3 protein-coding genes are annotated in these 2921 nt (G+C 72.2%); all 3 read right to left on the reverse strand.

The window, feature by feature from the left end; translation table 11 throughout:
* The coding region (locus tag DQW06_RS23700; protein WP_117199338.1) for a thioester domain-containing protein at nucleotides 1–1106 on the reverse strand (1106 nt) is incomplete at its 3' end.
* A 421-nt stretch (nucleotides 1107–1527) separates the two neighbouring features.
* Nucleotides 1528–2466 (reverse strand): Clp protease N-terminal domain-containing protein, encoded by a 939-nt coding sequence (locus DQW06_RS23705; protein WP_117199339.1) that lies wholly within the window; start codon nucleotides 2464–2466, stop codon nucleotides 1528–1530.
* Nucleotides 2463–2708 (reverse strand): hypothetical protein, encoded by a 246-nt coding sequence (locus DQW06_RS23710; protein ID WP_013151223.1) that lies wholly within the window; start codon nucleotides 2706–2708, stop codon nucleotides 2463–2465. Before DQW06_RS23710 ends, DQW06_RS23705 begins: the two co-directional genes overlap by 4 nt.
* Nucleotides 2709–2921 lie beyond the last annotated feature (213 nt).

Here is a 2921-nt window from a genome sequence, read left to right on the forward strand (position 1 = left end):
GGCTCGTTCTGGTCGTCGGCGGGCTCGGACGGCTTGTCGGCGGGCTCGGAGGGCTTGTCGCTCGGGGTCGGCTCCGGGCTCTCGGGCTCGCTCGGCTCCTCGGAGGGCTCCTCGCTCGGCTCCTCCGTGGGGGGCGGGGTCTCGCCGCCGCCGGTCCAGGAGACCGAGGCCGAGGCGGAGACGGTGACCTCGCTGTCCTGGGCGGTGATCAGGGTCTGGGTCGGCTGGTACTCCTCCTCGCCCTTGAACAGGCGGCCGGACCGCACGGTGGCCGTGGTCTCCAGGGAGAAGGAGGCGGTGCCCTCCGCCGCGCCCTCCGGAACGGCCAGGCCGACGGTGTCACCGTTGTTGACCGTGGTGACGGGCTGGCCGGTCTCCAGGTCGACCAGCTCGACCTCGACACCCTCGGGGGCCTGGACGCTGACCTCGATGCCGTCCGCGTCGCTGGTCTCGACGAGGAACTCGCCGATCGTCTCGCCCGCGCTGCCGGAGGCCTCGCCCGGGGTGATGCTCAGGGTCGGACCGGGCTCCTGCGGGAGGTCCTGGGCTTCCCCGACCAGGTAGTCATAGACCGCCCTGACGCCGTTCGGGTCGTTCGCGGTCACCTCGGCGCCGTTGCTGAAGTGCCAGATGGCGGCCTGGGTGGCGGCGATCGCCTCTTCATCACCGAAGTGGCGGGCGTTGCCCCGATTCAGCCCCGCGTTCTCGGCGAGCTGGGCGGCGCTGACGGTCGGGTAGCTGTTCTGGAGGATCCAGTGCACCTTGCCCGGCTCCGCGAAGTCGCCCCTGCCCGGGTAGTTCGCCCAGTCGTCCTCCAGGTACCAGGCGTTGTCCTTGATCCTGGTCTCAAGGTCGATGCAGTAGGCGGTGAGGGCGGTGCCGTTCTCCAACCGGAGGTCGAAGAGACTCGTGCTCTCCATCTCACCGTTGATCCGAACGTCCACGCCGGACGCGGCGGTGGCGGGGTACTGGGCGCGGACGGAGCCCTCGTAGGTCTCCACCGGGTCGGCGGAGGCCGGAGCGGCGAGCCCGAAGGCGAGGAGCGCGGCGGCGGAGGCGGCGAGAGTCGCGCGCCCGACGGAATGGGGGAGGGACACGTACGTCACGTCTTTTCCTGTGGGTGGTCTCAAGAGGAGCCAACCGGGTCTTTCACCGGGGCCGGAACGCCGGGCGGCGGACTGGTTGGTCCGATGGGAGTTCACAGAGAGGACGTCGAGCCCTCCTGCCGGGTTGTCCGCTTCCTGCGTGGAGGACATGAATTCCGGGAGAACGTGACGGGTTCGTTCCCGGAGGCCACGAGGCGTCCGTGCCCGAGGAACACCGGGGTCTCCCGTCCCCTCGGCCGGGTCCCGGACGCCGCCCCCGGTGGTCCGGGCCTCCCGTACCCCTGCGGCGGCCCCAACCACCGGGGCCGGCGCGCTTCCTCCGGCGTGCCCCCTCCGGGCGGGGCACGGACCCCGGCGGTACGGGTTCCGGCAGCACGCGTCCTGGCGACACGGGCCCCGGCCCCACATCCGCCAGGGCCCGCTACGACGCGGCGGCCTGGGCGATGGACTGGGCGCGCCCCCGGACGTTCTGCCAGGCGATCCACTTGACCACGCGGTTGGCGACGGCCCGGTGCTTCAGGCCGTTGCGCCAGGACCAGCGCAGGCGCAGCCTGGAGCGCTCCCCCAGCGGTTCGATGAGGATCCGCAGCGCGCGTTCGCTGCCCTCCTGCGTCCAGGTGACCTCACGGCCGGGCACGCTGTGCGTGATCGACTCCCTGATCGCGTCCTCCGTGAGTCTGTTGGTCAGCTCCACGACGCCGTCCCCGAGCTGCCGCGACGAACCGGAGGCCGGATCCCACTCGCCCCGGCGCTCCGGGTCGCTGACCAGTTCCCACACCCGGCCGGCCGCCACGGGCACCTCGAGGTCGTAGTTCGTGTACTCCCACCCCTCGGGCGGCTGTTCGGCGGTGGCGTCGCCGTCCGCCGGGGACGGCTCCGGGGCCTGCGGACTCTCCGCCAACGCGCCGAGGTCGCGCCGGATCCGGTCGGTGTCCGCGCCCAGCCGGTCCAGGACCCGCCGCACCCGGCCGCCCTCGTCGTCGATCAGGGCCGTGAGCAGGGCCGCGTCACCCCCGGCCAGCGGGACGTCGTATTCGATCTCCTCCAGGCGGGGAGTGAACCGGAGCCATCCCTTCTCCTCCTCGTCGGACGGGACCGGCACGGTGACGTCGACGCCCAACAGGGCGAGGTCCTCGCGGAGGAGCCCGTCGATCGCCGCGCGCGCCTCCGCCAGGCCCACCCCGGAGTCCATGAGCAGGCGGGCCCCCGGTCCGCCGGTGACCAGCACTCCCAGGAACAGGTGCTCGAAGCCGACTTCGGTGCGGCCCGCGCGGGCGGCCTCGCGGCTCGCGGCCCCGGAGATCGCGATCCGGTCGAAGCCCCTGTTGAGGATGCTCCGTTTCGCCGACGGTTTCGTCATCGTTGTCCCCTCTTGGCTGCTTCGATGTGGCTCAACCGTTTCCCGTACTTCTTGTGGACGGCCTGACGGGTCACCCCGAGCGCGGCGGCGATGGAGCTCCATGACTCGCCCGACCGCAGCGCCTGTTCGACCTGCCGTAGCTCCAGAGAGTCGACCACCGCGCGCAGGGAGGCGACGGCGCGCAGCCCCTGCACGGGGGTCGAGGTGTCCGAGGCGGTGGCCGCCAGCTGTACCGCATCCATGGCGTCAACCTAGGTTGCGCGGCTACGGTTGTCAACCTAGGTTGCGCACTCTCGTGTTGTCAACCCGGGTTGCGCGCGTGCCGGAGCGCTCCCGCGCGACAGGCGGATTCGGTGCCCCGAACCCTTCCGGGGCCGTCCCGGGGCACGGCCGTCCGCCGTCCCCGCCGGGCAACGCGAAGGGCCCGTTTCCGTGGTCTCCCACGGAAACGGGCC

Origin of the sequence: Nocardiopsis sp. TNDT3 (assembly GCF_003427465.1) — a bacterium.
Lineage (GTDB): Bacteria > Actinomycetota > Actinomycetes > Streptosporangiales > Streptosporangiaceae > Nocardiopsis > Nocardiopsis dassonvillei.